The sequence below is a fragment of the Pseudomonas matsuisoli genome, assembly GCF_014647635.1.
Taxonomy (GTDB): domain Bacteria; phylum Pseudomonadota; class Gammaproteobacteria; order Pseudomonadales; family Pseudomonadaceae; genus Pseudomonas_P; species Pseudomonas_P matsuisoli.
This window is the reverse complement of sequence record NZ_BMPO01000008.1, coordinates 107216-125855: the sequence shown is the minus strand read 5'-3', so window position 1 is coordinate 125855 and position 18640 is coordinate 107216. Positions and strand designations below refer to the sequence as shown.

At 60.0% G+C, this 18640-nt stretch carries 13 protein-coding genes; 4 read left to right on the top strand and 9 right to left on the bottom strand.

Annotated elements, in window-relative coordinates:
- The first annotated feature begins 148 nt into the window (after positions 1-148).
- From IEY47_RS16570 to IEY47_RS16560, 3 genes are all read left to right on the top strand, one after another.
- Positions 149-475, top strand: a complete 327-nt coding sequence (locus tag IEY47_RS16570) for an MliC family protein (RefSeq protein WP_188984680.1) — start codon at positions 149-151, stop codon at positions 473-475.
- Between the two features lie 110 nt (positions 476-585).
- Positions 586-1650: a class II fructose-bisphosphate aldolase gene (gene fba / locus IEY47_RS16565; RefSeq protein WP_188984678.1), complete on the top strand. Its 1065-nt coding sequence runs from the start codon at positions 586-588 to the stop codon at positions 1648-1650.
- Between the two features lie 675 nt (positions 1651-2325).
- The gene (locus tag IEY47_RS16560; protein WP_188984676.1) at positions 2326-2634 is read left to right on the top strand and encodes a hypothetical protein; all 309 of its coding nucleotides are present in this window, start codon (positions 2326-2328) and stop codon (positions 2632-2634) included.
- Between the two features lie 24 nt (positions 2635-2658).
- Here IEY47_RS16560 and IEY47_RS16555 read toward each other — a convergent pair whose 3' ends face one another.
- The 6 genes from IEY47_RS16555 to yihG form a co-directional block, all read right to left on the bottom strand.
- Positions 2659-3918 (bottom strand): diguanylate cyclase domain-containing protein, encoded by a 1260-nt coding sequence (locus IEY47_RS16555; RefSeq protein WP_188984936.1) that lies wholly within the window; start codon positions 3916-3918, stop codon positions 2659-2661.
- 144 nt (positions 3919-4062) lie between these two features.
- The gene (yccS, locus tag IEY47_RS16550) at positions 4063-6273 is read right to left on the bottom strand and encodes a YccS family putative transporter (protein WP_188984674.1); all 2211 of its coding nucleotides are present in this window, start codon (positions 6271-6273) and stop codon (positions 4063-4065) included.
- Positions 6274-6361: 88 nt separating this feature from the next.
- Positions 6362-7777: a multidrug transporter subunit MdtD gene (gene mdtD, locus IEY47_RS16545; protein ID WP_188984672.1), complete on the bottom strand. Its 1416-nt coding sequence runs from the start codon at positions 7775-7777 to the stop codon at positions 6362-6364.
- Positions 7778-8009: 232 nt separating this feature from the next.
- Positions 8010-9713 carry a choline dehydrogenase gene (gene betA / locus IEY47_RS16540; protein ID WP_188984670.1) on the bottom strand — a complete coding sequence of 568 codons (1704 nt, stop codon included), beginning with the start codon at positions 9711-9713 and terminating at the stop codon, positions 8010-8012.
- 110 nt (positions 9714-9823) lie between these two features.
- Positions 9824-11293, bottom strand: a complete 1470-nt coding sequence (betB, locus tag IEY47_RS16535) for a betaine-aldehyde dehydrogenase (RefSeq protein ID WP_188984668.1) — start codon at positions 11291-11293, stop codon at positions 9824-9826.
- Positions 11294-11573: 280 nt separating this feature from the next.
- The gene (gene yihG, locus IEY47_RS16530; RefSeq protein ID WP_188984666.1) at positions 11574-12494 is read right to left on the bottom strand and encodes a 1-acylglycerol-3-phosphate O-acyltransferase, YihG family; all 921 of its coding nucleotides are present in this window, start codon (positions 12492-12494) and stop codon (positions 11574-11576) included.
- Between the two features lie 302 nt (positions 12495-12796).
- Here yihG and IEY47_RS16525 point away from each other — a divergent pair, with 302 nt between their 5' ends.
- Positions 12797-13282: an ATP-dependent zinc protease family protein gene (locus IEY47_RS16525; RefSeq protein ID WP_373293623.1), complete on the top strand. Its 486-nt coding sequence runs from the start codon at positions 12797-12799 to the stop codon at positions 13280-13282.
- A gap of 40 nt (positions 13283-13322) precedes the next feature.
- Here the strand turns inward: IEY47_RS16525 and IEY47_RS16520 are convergent, their stop codons facing one another.
- The 3 genes from IEY47_RS16520 to IEY47_RS16510 all read right to left on the bottom strand — a co-directional run bounded on the left by IEY47_RS16520 (position 13323) and on the right by IEY47_RS16510 (position 18607).
- Complete coding sequence (locus IEY47_RS16520) at positions 13323-15551, bottom strand: TonB-dependent receptor (protein ID WP_188984662.1); 2229 nt, start codon at positions 15549-15551, stop codon at positions 13323-13325.
- A gap of 417 nt (positions 15552-15968) precedes the next feature.
- Positions 15969-16676, bottom strand: a complete 708-nt coding sequence (locus IEY47_RS16515; protein WP_188984660.1) for a 3'-5' exonuclease — start codon at positions 16674-16676, stop codon at positions 15969-15971.
- A complete protein-coding gene (locus IEY47_RS16510; protein WP_188984658.1) occupies positions 16673-18607 on the bottom strand; it encodes a DUF294 nucleotidyltransferase-like domain-containing protein in 1935 nt (644 codons plus the stop codon). Before IEY47_RS16510 ends, IEY47_RS16515 begins: the two co-directional genes overlap by 4 nt.
- Positions 18608-18640: the final 33 nt, after the last annotated feature.

Sequence of the window (18640 nt, the reverse complement as noted above, 5' to 3'; positions counted from 1 at the left end):
TTCGCCGCCCCCGCCCATGGATCCGGGCGCGCAGAACTCCGAGCGTGTCGAATCGCTGAGTACTGGAAACCGCGGCGAGGTCAGAGGTGCTCAGGATTGCTGAGTCAGACCGTAAACGTAATGTGGTCCCTGTAAAGTTGGAGATGTGATGAAAACGGTGATCGCCCTGCTGGCCCTGGCCATATTGGCAGGCTGTGCAGGGCGTGATGAGGCTCGGTCCACCAGCGGACCCTGGGTCCGTTGGGTGTGCGACGGCCAAAGTGAAGTGTTTTGGCGATTCGCCGACGACAGCCGAGATATCGTGGAGGTCCGCTTTGAGGGGCGCGACGATATCTATCGCCTGCAACAGGAACCTGCCGCCGATGGTGTTTTCTATAGCGACGGCATGCTCGCGTTCCAGACCCAAGGTGATCAGGGGCTGGTGTACTGGGTCGCGAACCAGGCGCCCATAGGACAGGGCTGCGAAGCGCCTTGAAGACGCGCGATTAGTATTAATGCAGCGGTTTTCCGCTGAAAGACTTGAATACGGCCTGCCCACCCGGCAGGCTTTCACGATTAACGACTCCAATCGGGAGAGGAGACCCCATGGCACTCATCAGCATGCGCCAGATGCTCGACCACGCCGCCGAATTCGGCTACGGCGTGCCGGCTTTCAACGTCAACAACCTTGAGCAGATGCGCGCCATCATGGAAGCGGCGGACAAGACCGATTCGCCGGTCATCGTCCAGGCTTCTGCCGGTGCCCGTAAATATGCGGGTGCGCCGTTCCTGCGCCACCTGATTCTGGCGGCGGTCGAAGAATTCCCGCACATCCCGGTCGTCATGCACCAGGATCATGGCACCAGCCCGGATATCTGCCAGCGCTCCATCCAGTTGGGATTCAGCTCGGTGATGATGGACGGCTCGCTGAAAGAAGACGGCAAAACGCCTTCTGACTACGATTACAACGTTCGCGTAACGCAGCAGACCGTCGCTTTCGCTCACGCCTGTGGCGTGTCCGTCGAGGGTGAGCTGGGTTGCCTGGGCAGCCTGGAAACCGGCATGGCCGGTGAAGAAGACGGTGTTGGCGCAGAGGGCACGCTGGATCACAGCCAGCTGCTGACCGATCCGGAAGAGGCCGCCGAGTTCGTCAAGGCCACCAAGGTCGATGCCCTGGCGATCGCCATCGGTACCAGCCACGGTGCCTACAAGTTCACCAAGCCACCTACAGGTGACACGCTGTCCATCCAGCGCATCAAGGAAATCCACCAGCGTATTCCTGATACCCACCTGGTGATGCACGGCTCCTCCAGCGTCCCGCAAGAGTGGCTGAAAATCATCAACGAGTACGGTGGCGACATCAAGGAAACCTACGGCGTGCCGGTCGAGGAAATCGTCGAAGGTATCAAGTACGGTGTTCGCAAGGTCAATATCGATACCGACCTCCGTCTGGCTTCTACCGGTGCGATCCGTGAATTCATGGCGAAGAACCGTAGCGAGTTCGACCCGCGCAAATACCTCGCCAAGACAGTAACTGCCATGCGTGATGTCTGTATTGCACGTTACGAAGCGTTTGGCACCGCCGGCAATGCCTCCAAGATTAAGCCGATCTCTCTGGAAGCGATGTTCCAGCGTTATGCCAATGGTGAGCTCGATCCAAAAGTGAACTGATCACAGTCGGTTCCAGAAAAACCCGCTTCGGCGGGTTTTTTCGTTTCCCATAGTCGACGTCTGTAGCCGGCTCTCACTGTTCTGCGCAGCTTTGAGACGCGCTATTTCAGCAAACCTCCGGATACATAACGTCATTAGTGCATTTCCACTATTGGGCACTTTCCCGGTTGGGGCTTGGTCAACCGCTAGTGGGCGAAGGCCCGACAGTGAACCGAGGAGAAGAAAACCATGCGTTTGCACGCCTTACTACTGCCACCGTTTATGGCGTTAACCCTCACCGCTTGTGGGGGTGCGGACGAACCGGAGAAGCCTCAGGGGACTGACGAGCAGCCTGCTCAGTCCACGCCCTCTCCAGCGCCAGCACCTGAGAAAAGCGAGCCGTCGTCGGCGTCGGATAACGAGCCGACTGCTTCGGAAGGTGTTGACACCAAAACGGGAACCGCACCAAACGTAGGCGATTCCCTGCCTGCAGAAACGCCGCCGTCCGGCAGTGAGGGTGAGCGGCCGAGCCAATAGATTTCGGGTTCGACTGTCGAGGGAGTGCTCATGACGAAGAGCGGCCTCGAGCCTTCAGCTGATCCGCTTGATAGAAGCCGTCATTACCCAATAGACCAGTGCGTTGGTTTGATCCGCTGTCGCCGACAAACGCGGTCAACATAAATGAAGGAGATTTCCATGCGTATCTACGCCTTACTGCTGCCACCTGTTCTAGCGCTGTCGCTCGCCGCGTGCGGTGGGCCGGACGAGCCAAAAGCGCCACCGGCGAACAGCGCCAGTGAGCAGCCTGCACAGCCGGCTCCTACGCCACCAGCGCCAAGTGGTGAACAGCCAGCTGCGCCGACCGAGCCCGCAACCCCAGCGCCTAACGCTCCAGAAGGCTCCGGGGCAGGCGAAGGTAATGCTATGCCTGGCGAAACGCCCCCACCCGCAACCGGCACTGGGACAGGTACCAATAGCGGTACTGGTACTCAGAACACACAGTGAGGGTGAGTCGACTCTGACGGGTCTCTACCCGTTGGAGTCGCTATGAGAAGTGCCCAATACCGTGACTCCACGGCCTTGATGCTTAGCGCGGTAGAGATTGCGATCGGCCTGGTGGAGCAGGTTCTCCAGATCGCTTGCCTTACTCTCATAAGCGCCCGCGCTAAAAGAGAGAGGTGGAGCGCCGGCGGCGTAGTCGAGTTTCGCGCATCGCTGCCTGAGTGCATCGAGCGTTGCAACCACTTCGCTGCCTGGGCGGACGCTTAACAGCGCGAACTCTTCCCCGCCTAATCGACCCAGCACGTCATCCGGGAAAAACCTTCGGAACGCTTTGGAGAAGGTCGAAAGCGCCGAATCACCGCTCGCGTGCCCGAACTGATCATTGATCGACTTGAAATAATCCATGTCGATCATGGTCATGCACACCTGCTTTTCCTCGCGCTTCGCGTCATGCAGCCGCTGGGTAGCCTGTTCGTAAAAAGCGCGTCGGTTAAGAAGATTCGTCAGCGAGTCGTATTGGGCTGCTCGCCTTAATGCGCGCATTAGGTCCCGCCGTTCCAGACTGGAAATCACGCGACAGTTCAGCTCTTCCGGGCAGAACGGCTTACGCAGGAAGTCGTCTGCACCGTGCTTGATGAACTGCGCGCTCAGCGTGCCTTTATCATCGGCGGACAACCCCAGGATGATGAGCTCGCTGCGGCGCATCTTCTGCCGAAGAATCTTCACCAGCTCGAATCCGCTAGTGCCCGGCATGCTGTGGTCGACCAGGAAAAGATCGATATCCGTTTGCGCCTGCAGCACGGCAAGTGCTTCGTTGCCATCCCGTGCCTCGATAATCTGGAACCGTTGCGGTGCCAGTACTCGCCGTATCAGGTTGCGGGTCGCTTCCGAGTCGTCGGCAACCAGTATCTTTACGTTCCGATTGCTTTCCAGACGGTGAAGCAGCCTGAAGGCGTAGTCGTAGGAGTACTGGCTCTCCTTCAGAACGTAATCGACGATGCCCTTTGCCAGCAGCTCGTTTCGCCGCGTTTCGTCGTACGAGCCCGAAAGCACTACGCACGGCAGCGAATAACTCAAAATGAGATCGACGATTTCGCCGCGTGGCGCATCGGGCAGGTGCAGATCGACGATGCTGGCCGAAAACGAGGCGGCTGAGGTTTCCAGCATGAGTTGCGCTTCCGCGTAGGAGGCGCAGAACACAGGCTCCAGTCCTGGCTGCTGACGAAACAGATGGCCAAGTATCTTCAATACGAGCGGACTGTCTTCCACTACCAGGATATGTCGCACTACGGTTGGCTCCATCTGACGCCTCGAACTAGGTGCGAGCGCGGCAAGCGTGTGTCTGGCTACGGGTGTTTACAGCGGCATCCAGCACACGGCTTTAACCTAGTGTAGACGGCCACCGATCGTTCCACCGCGACGAGCTTTCCATCACGGCGATGGAAGATTCTTCGGCACGCGGATGCTCGGCTGCTTCTTCTGTAGCAGGACGCCAAGCGTACGTAGCGGGCCGAGTTGGCGCAAGATCAGCGCCAATTGAGTTCTCACCAGACGATGGCTTTCGGGCAGATCGTCTGGCATCTGTTCGAGTTCGTTCGTGAGCGTTTCTTCGGTATCGCTGTGCACGGCGATGGTGGATTCATTGCGCAGGCCGCTGGCCACTTCCTCTAGCGTCTTCTGGATGAACGCGCTGGCCCGGTCGATGAGCTCGTCGCTGGTTGCGTCGTCCGGCAGTGCATCACGGTGTGCACCCAGGGCCGACAGGTAGCCGAGCAGCGTGTGGGACAACACGAGGAAGCGAAAGCCGGCGTCGGCATCGCGCCGAAAATGCCCTGGCTCCATCAACATATTGGACAAGGAGTTCGACAGGGCTGCGTCGGCGTTATGCGCGTTACGCCGGGCCAGGCGATAGTTCAGGTCATCGCGTTTGCCAGAGTCGTATTGCGCCATGACCGCCTGCAGGTAGCGCGCATTGGAGCTCAACGTATTCGCCAGCATTACGGTGAGGCGGCGACCCTGCCAATCAGGGAGGATCAGGAAGACCGCAAGCCCAGCGATGACCGTCCCCAGCACGGTATCCACCAGACGCGGCCAGATCAGGCCAAAGCCGTCGCTAATCTGGTTGAAGCACAGCAGCACCATCAAGGTGATCGCTGCAGTTGCCAAGGTGTAACGATCGACGCGGTTGACGAAGAACACTACGCCCGCAGCCACGGCGAACAGGCACTGCAGGATCGGCGCGGGGAAGAGCGTGATCAGCGCCCAGCCGACCACCAAGCCAATGATGGTGCCGATGATGCGCTGCTTCAGGCGTACGCGCGTCGCCCCGTAATTGGGTCGGCAGACGAACAGGGTCGTCAGCAATATCCAATAGCCGTGTGTAGGGTGGATCCAATGCAGCACGCCGTATCCGGCGGTCAGCGCGACGGTCAAACGAATGCCGTGGCGAAATACCAGGGAGGTTGGCGTCAGGTTCAGGCGGATGCGATCGAACGCTTCCTTGAAGGATTGCGGTGAGCGATCCAGCAGGCTGTTGTCCTGCTCATCCGAAAGCGCGTCCGGGTTGCTCGCGTTCGCAAGGTTCTGATCCAGCGTGTTTAAGTTGTTCGCCAATGCGTCCAACGAGCGCAGCAGGCGTCGCCAAGTTGGGTTGTTTTGTTCTCTTAAATACGCAAGCGATGCCTGAAGGTCGACCAATGCCTGGCCGCTCTGGTTGTGCTCGAATGGCTGGCGCCTCTGGATCGCCTCCGCCAGCATCCGGCACGCGCGTCCTTGCTGGGCGAGTAAGCGCTGCGCACGAAATAGGATGTCACTGTGGAAGAAGGTTTCGGCGAGCTGTTGGTAGTTGTAGTGCGATGAGCTCGCGCGCTCGTGAATGTCTTGGGCGATGAAATACAGGCGCAGGTAGCGTTTAACCTTGGTGCCATCGCGGCTGTTGCCCAGCCGGTTCAAGATGATTTCCTTGGTCTTGTTCAAGGCGCTGACGACTTTGCCGTTCTGTCGGGCGAGCGCCAGGCGGCGGCTTTCGATATCGACCTGGCGCAGCGGCTCGAACAAGTCGGATTTCAGTCGAAGGTAGGTCCCGAGCTCGACGAAGAGCTGCGCGAGCGCGTGCTGAATGGGCTTGTGGGCGAACACCGCGCTCCAGATAACCGACAGCAGCCCGTACCAAGCCGCGCCACCGAGCAGTAACAATGGTTCCCGCCAGAAATGCCCGCCGGTAATGGCACGGGCTTCGACGCCAATCATGGTGTAGACGGAGAGGATCAGGGTCCCGTAGGCGATGGTGTTATAGCGCTCTCCAACGGCGCCGAGCATCGTCAAGCCGAACGTGGCGAGCGCAAGCCCGGTAACGAATAACCAGGGATAGGGGAAGAGCAGTTGAACCGAGAATGAGGCGATGGCGAAGCACACAAGGGTGACGGTTAGGGCCTGCAACCGGCCGCGCCAATTGTCGTCCGTTTCCGCAAGGGCGCAGGCGATGATGCCGAGAAACAGTGAGATCACCAGCGCCAGCTGATCCAGGTACCAACCCAGCGCCATGGCCCCGGATAGCGCCAGCAGAACCCTGAGGCCATAGGCGAATTTCTCCCGCGCCCATAGGTCGCGGAAGGTTTTGCCAAGTGCTGCTTTCTTGCTCATGCGTGGCCGTCTATCGATGCAACGGAGGCAGCATACCCAAACCGGCTGGTGCCGTCTGGCTGGCGACGCGTTTTTCTTGGCCGTGCAATCACCCCTCGACCTCGTTGCGCTTGTCGATACGGCTGGTGGGGCCTCCGTCGACCGGATGCAACTGCAGGAAGATACCGGAAGATAGGATCGTCAGGCCGCCGATGCACAACAACGTCAGCTGGAAAGCCTCGATGACAGGACGGCCCGGGTCTTCGCCAAACCCACCCAGCAAGGCAGCCGCGGTTGCAACACCAAAGCTCATCGCGACCTGAACGACAACCGCCAATAAGCTGTTGCCGCTGCTCGCGTTGGTGTCGCGCAGATCGATCAGCGTGACCGTGTTCATGGCGGTGAACTGCAGCGAATTGACCGCGCCCAGTAGGGCCAGCAAGGCCCACAGCATCCAGGTGGGTAAGCCATAGCCGAGCAGCGCGAGGCTCGCGATCAACACGCCGAGGGCGACAGTATTACCGCCCAGCACGCGGCGATATCCCAGGCGGTCGATCAGCGGTTTGGCGAACGGTTTCATGGCCATTGCCGCCAGGGCGAGGGGAATCATGCTCATGCCGGCGCTGGCCGGTGAATGCCCAAGGCCCAGTTGGAGCAGCAAGGGAACAAGAAAGGGTAGGGCGCCGCTGCCCAGGCGTGCGAAGAGATTACCGAGCAAGCCCACGGCGAACGTACGGGTATGGAACAGCGTGGGACTGAACAGCGGGCGATCGAAACGTGCGGCGCGTAACCAGTAAGCCGCCATGCAACCCATTCCAGCTAGCAGCAAAAGCGTCATGCGTACCGGCGACATCGTCTGGTGGCCGAGCCCTTCCAGGGCAAGGCTGATCATTGCCATGGCCGTACTGAATAGAATGAAGCCGAAGCCATCGAACCGTGAGGTATCGATGCCGCGCAGGTCCGGCAGATGACGCCGTACGGCGATACAGCCAATGACGCCAACCGGCAGGTTGATCAAGAAGATCCAATGCCACGACGCGTACTCCACCAGCCATCCCCCCAACGAAGGGCCGACCAGCGGCCCTACCAGCCCAGGCATGGTGATGAAACTCATGATGCGGACCAAGTCTTCTCTAGGGTATGTCCGCAATACCACCAGCCGGCCCACCGGCATCATCAGCGCGCCGCCCAATCCTTGGATGATCCGACCGGCAATGAGCATCTCGAAGTTCTGCGCGATCGCACAAAAGAGCGAGCCAAGCGAAAACGCGACGATGGCGCCAAAGAACACGTTCCGCGTGCCAAAGCGATCTGCAATCCAGCCGGATGCCGGGATTAGCAGCGCCACGGTGAGCATGTAGGCAATGATCACGGCCTGCATGCGTAACGGGTTCTCGCCGAGATCGGTCGCCATGGCGGGCAGCGCAGTGTTGAGGATGGTGGCATCGAGCGACTGCATGAAGAAAGCAATCGCGACCAGCCAGGGCAGGAGGCGGGCAGTGCGAGGGTCTAATGCGACAGGCATCGGTGTCGGAATTCTTTAGCTTGCGGAATGCGTTGGACTCTTTTTGCGACGGATTGTCGCGGCGGTTTTGGGAGAAAACCTAGTACCAGAGCTCGTGTACGTACTCAGAACGCGTTGCGTATATGTAGCAGCCCGGCGGGCTCCTACATTGAAGCGGTGGCGATAGCCTATAGGGTGGGTGCAACCCACGTACGGTAGCGCCCCCGACTACTACGCGCTCGCTTTACCCGCGCTACGCCGACCGCTGCATCTCATGCCGCGTGGGCAGGCCGCGAACAGGTGCACCGTTCGCCTGGTAATACGGCGCAGTACTGCGTGGCAGCGGTGCCTGGCCATGGATACGGTCAGCGATCTTCTCGGCGATCATGATGGTGGTCGCGTTGAGATTACCGGTAATGATCTCCGGCATGATCGACGCGTCCACCACGCGCAGTCCATCTACGCCATGCACTCGGCCTTGTCCATCGACGACCGCCATCTCATCGTTGCCCATCTTGCACGAGCAGGATGGATGGAACGCGGTCTCCGCATGCTCGCGGACGAACGCATCCAGCTGGGCGTCGGTGACGCAGTCCAACCCTGGGCTGAGCTCGCGCCCCCGATAAGGATCGAGCGCGGGCTGCTGCATGATCTCGCGGGTGATGCGGATCGCGTCGCGAAACTCCTGCCAATCCTGCTCGTGGGACATGTAGTTGAATAGGATGCTCGGATGTTGGCGCGGGTCCCTCGATTTCAGGTGAACCCGACCGCGGCTTAGCGATCGCATCGAGCCGACATGTGCCTGGAAGCCGTGCTCGTGTACCGCGTTGCTTCCGTTGTAGTTGATCGCCACCGGCAGGAAGTGGAATTGGATGTTCGGCCACTCGAACTCCGGGCGTGTACGGATGAAACCGCCCGCTTCGAATTGGTTGCTGGCGCCGATGCCTTCACCCGAGAACAGCCATTTGGCACCGATACCCGGCTGATTGAGCATCTTCAAGGCCGGATACAGCGACACGGGTTGGGTGCATGCGTACTGCAGGTACATCTCTAGATGGTCCTGCAGGTTGGCACCCACGCCGGGCAGGTCGTGGACCAGCGGAACGTCGAGATCACGAAGCAGGTCGCTGGGGCCCACGCCGGAGCGCTGCAGGATCTGCGGCGAGGCGATCGCGCCGGCGCACAGCAGTACTTCGCGCCGCGCATGGGCGGATTTTGCCTGATTGCTGTTGCCTTCGAGAAAGGCTACGCCGCTCGCACGCTTGCCGCTGAACAGAATGCGGTCAGTCGTGGCGTGAGTGATGATCGTCAGATTCGGGCGCTCGCGGGCCTGGTCCAGGTAGCCGCGCGCGGTGCTGGCGCGCCGTCCTTCTGGCGTGACCGTCCGATCCATCGGGCCGAAGCCTTCCTGCTGGTAGCCATTCAGATCGTCCGTCCGGGGATAACCGGCCTGCACACCGGCGTCGATCATCGCGTGGAACAGCACGTTGTTGTCGGCCTTCGGCGTGGTGACGCTTACCGGACCATCGCCGCCGTGATAGTCGTTTGGGCCAATGTCGCGGGTTTCAGCTTTACGGAAATAAGGCAGGCAATCGCTGTACGTCCAGTCTTCCAGGCCAGGGGCCTTGGCCCAATTGTCGAAGTCCATCGCGTTGCCACGGATGTAGCACATGCCGTTGATCAGCGAGGAACCGCCCAGGCCCTTACCGCGGCCGCATTCCATGCGGCGGTTGTTCATATGAGGTTCGGGGTCGGTTTCGTATGCCCAGTTGTAGCGGCGACCCTGCAGGGGGAACGCTAGCGCTGCTGGCATCTGGGTACGAAAGTCCATGCGGTAGTCCGGGCCACCCGCTTCGAGCAGCAGGACGCTGACATCCGCATCCTCGGTAAGGCGCGTCGCCAGGACGTTACCTGCCGAGCCGGCGCCGATGATGATGTAGTCGTATTCGATGTTCATCCTGTCCCTCCTGGCTCAGTGGATGGCAAGCCTGCGATCCACCGGACGATGTGGGTTTGAACGGTGGATTACGCCGCCTTGCGGCCCATCCACCCTACGGTTCCGCGTGTTCAGAAAACCGAAGCGAATTCGCCGAGTTCGATCTGTACCGACTTGATGCGGGTGTAGTGGTTGAGCGCGGCAAGCCCGTTTTCACGGCCGACGCCGGACTGCTTGTAGCCACCTACGGGCATTTCCGCGGCGGACTCGCCCCAGGTGTTGATCCAGCAGATACCCGCTTCGAGCCGGTGGATCACGCGATGCGCGCGCGTCAGATCAGCCGTCACCAGGCCCGCGGCCAGGCCGTAGGTGGTGGCATTGGCGCGGCGGACGACCTCGTCTTCGGTTTCGTAAGCGAGGATGCTCATCACTGGGCCGAAGATTTCATCCTGCACGATGCGCATGTGGTCGCGGCAGTCAGTGAATACAGTGGGTGCGACATAGGCGCCGTTAGCGTACGCGCCGTCGGTCACACGCTCGCCGCCGATCAACACACGGGCGCCTTCGTCGCGGCCGCTTTGGATGTAGCCAAGCACCTTCTCCATGTGCGCGAAGCTCACCAGCGGGCCGAAGTTGGTTTCGTCGCGGGTCGGATCGCCGAGGCGAATGCGCTTCACGCGCTCCAGGACCTTCGCCTCGAAGGCTTCTTTCAATGCATTTGGGACGAACACACGGGTGCCGTTGGTGCACACCTGGCCCGAACTGAAAAAGTTGGCCATGACCGCGATGTCTGCGGCGCGGTCGAGGTCGGCGTCCTCGAAAATGATCAGTGGTGACTTGCCGCCGAGCTCCATGGTGACGTCCTTGAGCGACGAGCCTGAGGCGCTGGCCATGACTTTCTTGCCGGTGACGGTGCCGCCGGTGAACGAGACCTTCTCGATAGCCGGGTGTTCGGTGATCAGCTGTCCAACGCTGCCGGGGCCGCTGATGACGTTGAAGACGCCGGGGGGAACGCCCGCCTCGGTATAAATCTCGGCCAGTTTCAAGGTGGTTAGCGGCGTCGTTTCACTCGCCTTGAAGATCATGGCGTTGCCCGCCGCCAAGGCCGGTGCCGACTTCCAAAGGGCGATCTGAATCGGGTAGTTCCAAGCACCGATGCCTGCGACGACACCCAGCGGCTCGCGGCGGGTATAGACGAAGCTCGTGTCGCGCAGCGGAATCTGCTCGCCTTCGATCGCCGGGATCAAGCCGGCGTAGTACTCGAGCACATCGGCACCCGTAACGATGTCGACACCTTGCGTTTCGGACAGCGGCTTGCCGGTGTCCAGCGTTTCCAATGCGGCCAACTCGTCGTTGCGCATGCGCAGCAGGTCTACCGCTTTACGCAGGATGCGCGAGCGCTGCATCGCCGTCATCGACGCCCAAACTTTCTGCCCTTCGGTGGCACTGCTCACCGCGCGGTCGACGTCCGCAGGGCTGGCGATCTGCGCGTCCGCCAGTACCTCGCCGTTGGCAGGGTTGATGGTCTGAAAGGTATCACCGCTGCTGGCATCGACATATTCGCCATGGATGTACAGCCGCTGGGTCTCAAAACGGGGCATCACCTGTCCTCTTGTCTTGTCTGCACCGACAGCAACGCGCCTCTATAAAGAGAGGGGGCAGTCGGAAGGGAATGACAAAAAGTCTAGGTTATTTAAGTTGAACGATCAATCAATAAAGAATGGAAGGACGCCGAAAGACATGTCCTGTCGCTATCGGGAACGTGCGCAGTGAGGGACGATTTCGAAGGTGGGCGGTGCTCGTTTAGGTGGCACGTCGCTATGGCGGGGACAACGCTGCGCTGGCTGATCAGCCCCGCGTTGACGAGGCTGGTGGTGATGCCTAGGTGCGAGGTGATGTGGATTGGAGGCGCGTTACCCCTTCGCCTTTGATCGACGCGATGAGCGCGTCTTTTTCTGCCCAGAGGTCGCTCACCCAAGCCTGAACCCGCGCCCGGAAGGCAGGGTCGTTCTGATAGTCGCCGTCGCACAGACTCGGGTCGAGCGGGCGCACCCTCACATCGATGATCACCTCGGGTAACTGCCCGCTGATGAGCGCCCAGAATCCCGGCGCGCGTTCACCGGGATAAACGATCGTCACATCAAGAATGGCATCGAGCCCGTGCCCGATGGCCGCCATCACGAACGCAACGCCGCCTGCTTTTGGCTTGAGCAGATAGCGATAGGGCGACGCCTGCTCGGCGTGTTTGGCCGGCGTGAAGCGGGTGCCTTCCAGGTAGTTGATGATCGCGACGGGCAAATCCTTGAATTTTTCGCACGCAGCCTTGGTGATTTCCAGGTCCTTGCCCTTGAGGTGCGGGTACTTGTCCAGCTTGGCCTTGCTGTAACGCTTCATGAACGGGTAGTCGAGCGCCCAGAAGGCCAGGCCGAGCAGGGGAATCCAAATCAACTCGCTCTTGAGGAAGAATTTGAAGTAGGGCGTGCGGCGGTTGAATGTCTGTAGCAGCGCCGGAATGTCGACCCAGCTCTGGTGATTGCTGATGATCAGGTACGACGTGTCGCGCCGTAATTTCTCCAGCCCGCGAATGTCCCAACGCGTCGGGGTCAGCCAGCCGAAGATGGCCTTGGTGACCTCGGCCCAGGCCTCAGCGATGCGCATCACGCCGATTGAACACGCGCGACGCAGGGATTGGCTCGGCAGGATTAGCTTGAGCAACGCGATCGCCATCAACGGGATGATCATGATCACTGTATTGGCGATGGCCAGCAGCAGGACGCTGGCAGCGGTCAGAAACGGCCGCATCGAGGACTCCAGGGCGAAAGTGAGGGGCGATGATAGCGATTGACCCGAGGCTCGCCCAGATGTGCGCTGTTACGCCTCGTCACCGTAGCTGCACGCGATACCGGCGGGCTTTTCGTAGGGCGGATGATCCCCGCCGAGTCATGGGCCTGCTACGCGGGTTTCATCCGCTCTACGAATCGGCACGCCTGTGCGCTTCGCACTTGCTCTACCAGGACACGAACACCATCATGCCGCTGCCGTTGATTCAGCACTAAACCTAGGTTCAGGAGTTCGATGTGAAAACCGTTATTGCCGCCGTTGCCATGGTGCTCGCCGCCAGCGCTTTCAACGCGATGGCTGAGGTCCAGGTGCTCGGGCGCTACGAGCAAATCCACCTGTCACAACTGGGCAAGACCTTGCCGGCGAAGATGGATACGGGAGCCGTAACCGCATCGCTCTCGGCAAAGGACATCGAGCGTTTTCGGCGTAAGGGCGAAACTTGGGTACGCTTTCGCCTGGCGATAGCGAAGGCAGATAACACGCTCTACGAATATCCAGTGGCGCGGGTAAGCAAAATCAAGAATCGCGCTGACGAGCAAGGCGAAGAGGACGAAGCGCCCGGTGCCAGCGAACGGCCCGTCATCGAGCTGGAAATGTGCCTGGGCAATGTGCGCAAGACCGTGGAGGTCAACTTGACCGACCGCAGTCACTTTTCCTACCCACTGCTGATCGGGGCCAAGGCGCTGCGCGCCTTCGATGTCGCGGTCGACCCCGCGAAGAAAAATGTCGCTGGGCGGCCGGAGTGTTGAAGTGTGAAGCCGGCGGCTGGGCCGCCGGTTGTCATTTGAATCAGAAGTCGACGGTGGCGCTCAATGCGAGCGTGCGTGGTGCGCCAAGAACCATGTAATTAGCGCCTGGGTAGCCGCCGGTCGATGCCCAATAGTCACGCCCGGTAGCGTTGTCCAAGCGCGCGCGGAAGGTGACGTCGCGATCATCAAGTTTCACCTTGTAGCGGGCGCCTAGGTCCAATCGTGTCCACGATGGCAATCTCAGATCGTTGCTGGCGCTGGCGTATTGCTTGCCGGTATGTACCACTAAGCTGGTCAGTGTCAGGCCTGAGATGCCTGGGACATCCCATTCGCCACCAATGTTGGCCTGCACCTTAGGTACACCAATGGCATAGTTTCCATCGTTGACACCGTTCAGCGTTTTCTTTTGTTTAGCATCGAGTAGTGTCACGCCGCCGAGCACGCGCACGCCAAATACCGGTTCCCCGAATGCCGACAGCTCGATACCGCGGTTGCGCTGTTCCCCGCCTTCACGGAAGGTCTGTCCTTCGAGGACTCCGAACGGCCGCTCTGTGCTAAATACCGCGATGCTGCCACCGAGTGCGCCGCCATCGTATTTGAGGCCAACTTCAGTTTGTTTGGCGACATAGGGGGCTAAACTTGTGCCAGCATTCAGTACAGGAAGGTTTCCACTGGTTTGCGACGGAGCGCTATCTCCTTTTGTCAGGCCTTCGATGTAGTTGGCGTAGACCGACAATTCGTCATTTAGCTTGTACACCACTCCGGCGACCGGAGTGATTTCGGAGTCATCGTATTGAGCGCTGCGATTACCGGTCGTGGATGCGTAGCTTTTGGTCTCGATGCCCTGCCAGCGAGCGCCAAGCGTTACCAGAAGTCGATCATCCATGAAGCCCAGCGTGTCGGCTAACGCAAAGCTCTTGGTGTGAATGCGCTCGGTAACTTTCGGGTTTGACAGGTCACCCCCGTCAAACGTGACGGTGGTAGGAAGGGCCGCATCGAACGGGTCATACAGGTTGCCTGCTACGGCCGAATAAAATTGGTTGGCGTTCTTTTCCTTCGAATCGTAAATCGCAGCGGATGTTACGAGTTCGTGCGATACGGACCCGGTTTGCGCACGGGCGCGTAGGCCTATTTCGCCGGTGAATACGTCGTCTTCACGGTGGTTGTCGAAACGCGAGCCTGAAGTCGTTCCGTCCGGCGCTGCTGATGGGTTGGATAGGCGATTCTTCTCCTCTCCATCCCTGACGCCGGCAGCTAGCCAGCCGGTCACTGAGTCAGCGAAGTCATATTCGGCGCGGAAGGTTCCAAAGGTTTGTTTCTCCTTTGAATAGGTCCATGGCTGAGCGAAGTTGTCGTCGGAATCCGGCGCGCTGGGGATACCGCCGTTCGGTGTAACGCTAGGGCGAGGATTGTCGAGGAAGTGATATTGATGGCCGATGTCTGCGGACAAACGCAGCCGATCGCCTTGGTAGTCCAGCCCCAAGACGAACATATCCAGTGTTTGATCTTCGTCTTCGACGCCAGTCTCGCCGTCGCGTTTAGCTGCATTAAGTCGAACCCCGAACTGATTTTCAGCGCCGAAACGGCGGCCTAGGTCGGCCGCGACCGTTCCTTGACCTCCGCTGTCTGCGCCTACGGTGAGCCGTGTCAGCGGCTCATTCGGCGCGCGTTTGGGCAAGATGTTAACGGCACCGCCGATGCCGGTGCCTCCTGGCGCGGCTCCATTCAGAAAGGCGCTTGCGCCACGAAACACCTCCACCCGCTCAATAAATTCGGATGCCACGTATTGACGCGGCAGCAAACCGTATAAACCGTTATAGGAGATGTCGTCTGAATACAGCGGGAAGCCGCGCACGACATACAGTTCCTGCATGTTTCCGAATCCACGGGCGATGCGTACGGAAGGATCGTTCTGCAGCACGTCGGCTACGCTGCGAGCTTGCTGATCCTGGATTAACTGCGAGGTGTAGTTGGTGGAGGTGAAAGGCGTCTCCATGTAATCGCGGTTACCCAGGATGCCGACACGTCCGCCGCGCGCGACCTGATCACCCGCGTAAGGCTCGACCAGTCCGTCGGCCGAAGCGTCTGCGCTTGCATTGATCGCGGTCTCGTTTAGTTCTAGCGTCCCGGATTCCTCAGCGCTGACGCCTTCGGGCTCAAGAATCACGGATTGCGCGAACGTAGGACCGGCGTAGATTCCGGCAGCAATACACAGCGGTAGTAGTGCGGGGGCAATCCCGGTCTTTCGCGAAATCAAAGAGCTGAACATGGTTTGGCCTGCAGGAGTGGTGAGAGAGGTCGGCGCCGTCCATAGGCGTTGACGTCAATTGCCAATGCAGGAGCCAGCGATAATTATTCGCATTGTTAGGCTCGTGTCTACTCTTAGTTGATTTCGGCGACTGCTACCACCCGGTTCATGGCGTTTCATGTGATACGGATTGATAGAGGCTCCGTGTTTGCCATGCTTTCTGTAGGGGCGGCTTTAGCCGGGTGGGCTTATCGGACCGCGTTGATCTCCTGGCAGTCGCAGAGCGCTCTGTTACCAAACTCGGACGTTGCTCTCTTTACGAGATTAGGCGGCGTCGATACCGATAGCGACTAAAGTCGCCCCTACAGAAAAGCGCTAGGCCAGATGCGCTTTTACTTGCGGCCTAACGTGGCTGGCTAGTTATATGAGGGGCGTCATCTAGAAGCCTGGTGCCGAACAGGAGCGTCGCCAATGTCGACATTGATCTCCGAGCTCTGCATACCGCTGTGTTCCCCACCGTCGGGCATGGTTGAACAACATCAACACCAACTCCGCACTCACCAGGGCATCCGCACTGGCATGATGGCGCTGCCCTACGCCAAGACCGAAGTACGCGATCCAGTCATCCAGACCGGCGCGTGGTGGTAACGCGTCCGGATGAAGGAGCGGCGCCAATTCGGCAATGTCGAGAAATGGGTGTTGAAAGGAATAGCCGAGATCTTCTTTGAATGCACGCGTCAGCATGCGCTGGTCGAAGTCGGCGTGAAAGGCCAGCAGCGGGCTTTCGCCGAGGTAGTCGAGAAAGGCCAGCAAGGCGTCCGACGGTTCGTCACCGTCGGCCAGCGCTTCCGGGCCGAGCCCATGAATCAACGTACTGGCACCGGGCAACGCTTCGCGGCGTAGCGTGCATTCGAAACATTGGCCAAGATCGATCGCGCCGTGCTCGATGGTCACGGCCCCAATGGACAGCACACGGTCTTTTTGCATATTGAGTCCGGTGGTTTCCACGTCCACGACGACCATTCGCCCTTCGCGTATATCCAGGTCTTCTCTGGGCCTGAGCGCCCGCAACGAATCCAAACGCCGGCCCTGTTCGAGGGTTAGTTCAGGCGTTACCGAACGGTTGCCCCAGGGAAAGAACCTCATAGCTGATAGCGCAATGTCAGGCTGGTTTGCAGGCGTTGTGCCTGGCGGAAGGATTCGCGCAGGATGCGTCGGTCCAAATGATTCAGCGTGTCTGGGTCGATGCGGTTTGAAAACGCTTGATCAGCGCGGGCGAGGGTTTGATGCAGTTGCAGGCGGGTTTGCTGGATCAATTGATAGGCCTCCTCGTAAGCGGCTCCGTCGAGCGCGTCGACTACACCTTTGCCGACCAAAGCGCGCAAACGTGGGAGCGTGCCGACTTCACTGATGCCATTAGCCAGCGCCAACAACCGCGCACCGTCCACGAATGGCGTGAGCCCTTCGGTCTTGAGGTCGAGCGTATCCTTCTCCGCCCCGCGGCGTGCCACGACGAAATCGCGAAAGCGGCCTAACGGTGGACGATGGCGCAGCGAATCCGCAGCCATCAATCGCTGGAACAGCGCGTTGTCCGCCACCCAGGCGAGCAGGTCGGCACGTAACCGCTCGCAACCTTCGGTGGGGCCCCACACTGCGCGAAGGTCGAAGTAAATGCTGGAGCCAAGCAGATTTTCCGGCGTCGCTTCGCGGATGAATCCGGCAAAGCGCTTGCGCCATTCCGTGGTCGACAGGCATAGCTCGGGATTGCACGCCATGATGTTGCCTTTGCACAGGCTGAACCCACAGCGTGCCAGCGCTTCGTTGATGTGATGCGCCAGTGGCAGTAGCTGCGTGCGGATGCGCTGGGCTTCCTCCGCGTCCTGTGCGTCGAACAGGATGCCGTTGTCTTGGTCGGTGTGCAGCGTTTGCTCTCGGCGCCCCTCGCTGCCAAAGCAGAGCCAGGTAAAGGGAATGCCCGGATCGCCGTGGGCCTCGATCGTCAGTTCGATGACGCGACAGACCGTGTGATCGTTGAGTAGCGTGATGATGTGGGTGATCTGCGTCGAACTCGCGCCTTGCGCAAGCATGTGATCGACCAGCCGGCGGATGTCGTCGCGCAGTGCGATCAGGGTTTCCAGTCGTCCAGCATGGCGAATGGTGCGTGCCAGGTGCACAAGGTCGACCCGCTGCAGGGAAAACAGGTCGCGCTCCGAGACGACGCCGATCAGCCGTTCGCTTTCCACCAGGCAGACATGCGCGATGTGCCGCTCGGTCATGGCGATCGCGGCATCGAATGCACTGGCGTCCGGGGCAAGATAGAAGGGCGCCTGGGTCATCAATGCCGCGATCGGCTGGTCGAGGTCCGCCGACGTATCGGCAACGATTTCGCGTAGGTCGCGCAAGGTGAAGATGCCTTTTGGGCGGCTTTGCTCGTCAACGATGACGATGCTGCCCACCTGCGCTTCGTGCATGTGTTTCACGGCCGCGCGCAACGGCGTGGCGGGAAGGCAGCTGACCGGCTTGCGCATCGCCAGGCCGCGCAGTGGCATATCCAGCGAATGGCCCGCGCCCAGTGTTTCCACCGCGCGGCGTTGCGCTTGTTGGTTGACCAGATCTAACAGGCTGCTCACGCCACGTAGCGCGAAGTCTCGGAAGGGCGTTGAGCGCGCCATGAGCTGGACGAAGGCATCCTTGCTCAGAAGGAAGCAGAAGGTGTCCTGTCCCGCCAGGTGTTCGGTGCGGGTCGCCCGTTCGCCGAGCAGCGCCGCCAGCGGAAAACACTCACCCGCCTCGATCTCGAACGTCGTCTCAGTGCCGCGTTTGGCGGAATGCGGCCGCTCACCGACGACCTGGCCCTGCTTGACGATATAGAAGTATCGAACCGGACCGTCGGCCGGTTTGATGATGGAGTCGCCCTTGGAATAGAAGCGCAGCTTGCAGTGCTCGACGAGAAAGGCGAGATGGCCTTGCTCCATCTGATTGAAGGGCGGGTACTTGCGCAGCAGCTCAAGCGTGCCCTGGATGTTCTGCATCACTGCGGTCTTGCCCGCTTCGACGATGGCGTCTGCTTTGCTCATGGGGCGCCTCGTTATTGGTCTTGTTGTACAGCG

Coding starts and splice junctions, on each gene's coding strand:
- IEY47_RS16570 (WP_188984680.1), top strand. CDS start 149: ATGAAAACGGTGATCGCCCTGCTGGCCCTGGCCATATTGGCAGGCTGT.
- fba (WP_188984678.1), top strand. CDS start 586: ATGGCACTCATCAGCATGCGCCAGATGCTCGACCACGCCGCCGAATTC.
- IEY47_RS16560 (WP_188984676.1), top strand. CDS start 2,326: ATGCGTATCTACGCCTTACTGCTGCCACCTGTTCTAGCGCTGTCGCTC.
- yccS (WP_188984674.1), bottom strand. CDS start 6,273: ATGAGCAAGAAAGCAGCACTTGGCAAAACCTTCCGCGACCTATGGGCG.
- mdtD (WP_188984672.1), bottom strand. CDS start 7,777: ATGCCTGTCGCATTAGACCCTCGCACTGCCCGCCTCCTGCCCTGGCTG.
- betA (WP_188984670.1), bottom strand. CDS start 9,713: ATGAACATCGAATACGACTACATCATCATCGGCGCCGGCTCGGCAGGT.
- betB (WP_188984668.1), bottom strand. CDS start 11,293: ATGCCCCGTTTTGAGACCCAGCGGCTGTACATCCATGGCGAATATGTC.
- yihG (WP_188984666.1), bottom strand. CDS start 12,494: ATGCGGCCGTTTCTGACCGCTGCCAGCGTCCTGCTGCTGGCCATCGCC.
- IEY47_RS16525 (WP_373293623.1), top strand. CDS start 12,797: ATGGTGCTCGCCGCCAGCGCTTTCAACGCGATGGCTGAGGTCCAGGTG.
- IEY47_RS16520 (WP_188984662.1), bottom strand. CDS start 15,551: ATGTTCAGCTCTTTGATTTCGCGAAAGACCGGGATTGCCCCCGCACTA.
- IEY47_RS16515 (WP_188984660.1), bottom strand. CDS start 16,676: ATGAGGTTCTTTCCCTGGGGCAACCGTTCGGTAACGCCTGAACTAACC.
- IEY47_RS16510 (WP_188984658.1), bottom strand. CDS start 18,607: ATGAGCAAAGCAGACGCCATCGTCGAAGCGGGCAAGACCGCAGTGATG.